General features: G+C 66.8%; 1 protein-coding gene. It reads left to right on the top strand.

What is annotated here, in order from left to right; all coding sequences use genetic code 11:
* A partial coding sequence (locus tag B7L92_RS42050; protein WP_255310795.1) for an FtsK/SpoIIIE domain-containing protein occupies window positions 1-352 on the top strand: 352 nt, incomplete at both ends.

The raw sequence follows: 352 nt of genomic DNA, 5'->3' as shown, positions 1-352 counted from the left end.
ACCGTTTCCCGAAGCGCGGCATCGCCTTCGCGCTCGACGAGGACAACCTGGAGCCCGTCTTCGTCGACTTCGACCAGGACCCGTTCTTCCTCGTCTTCGGCGAGAGCGAGTCCGGCAAGTCGAACCTGCTCCGCCTGCTGATCAATCAGCTGACGACGCGTTACCCGGGCGACGAGTGCAAGCTGTTCGTCGTGGACAACCGGCGCTCCCTGCTGGGCGTCACCCCGGACTCCCACCTCGCCGAGTACATCCCGATGTCCAACGCCATGGACCACCACATGGCGGCCCTGGCCGACCTGATGAAGCGGCGCACCCCCACCGCCGACGTGACCCCGCAGCAACTGCGGGACCG

The organism is Streptomyces viridosporus, assembly GCF_002078235.1.
Lineage (GTDB): Bacteria > Actinomycetota > Actinomycetes > Streptomycetales > Streptomycetaceae > Streptomyces > Streptomyces viridosporus.
The sequence above is the reverse complement of the archived record's forward strand: the minus strand, read 5'-3'. Positions and strand labels throughout refer to the sequence as shown.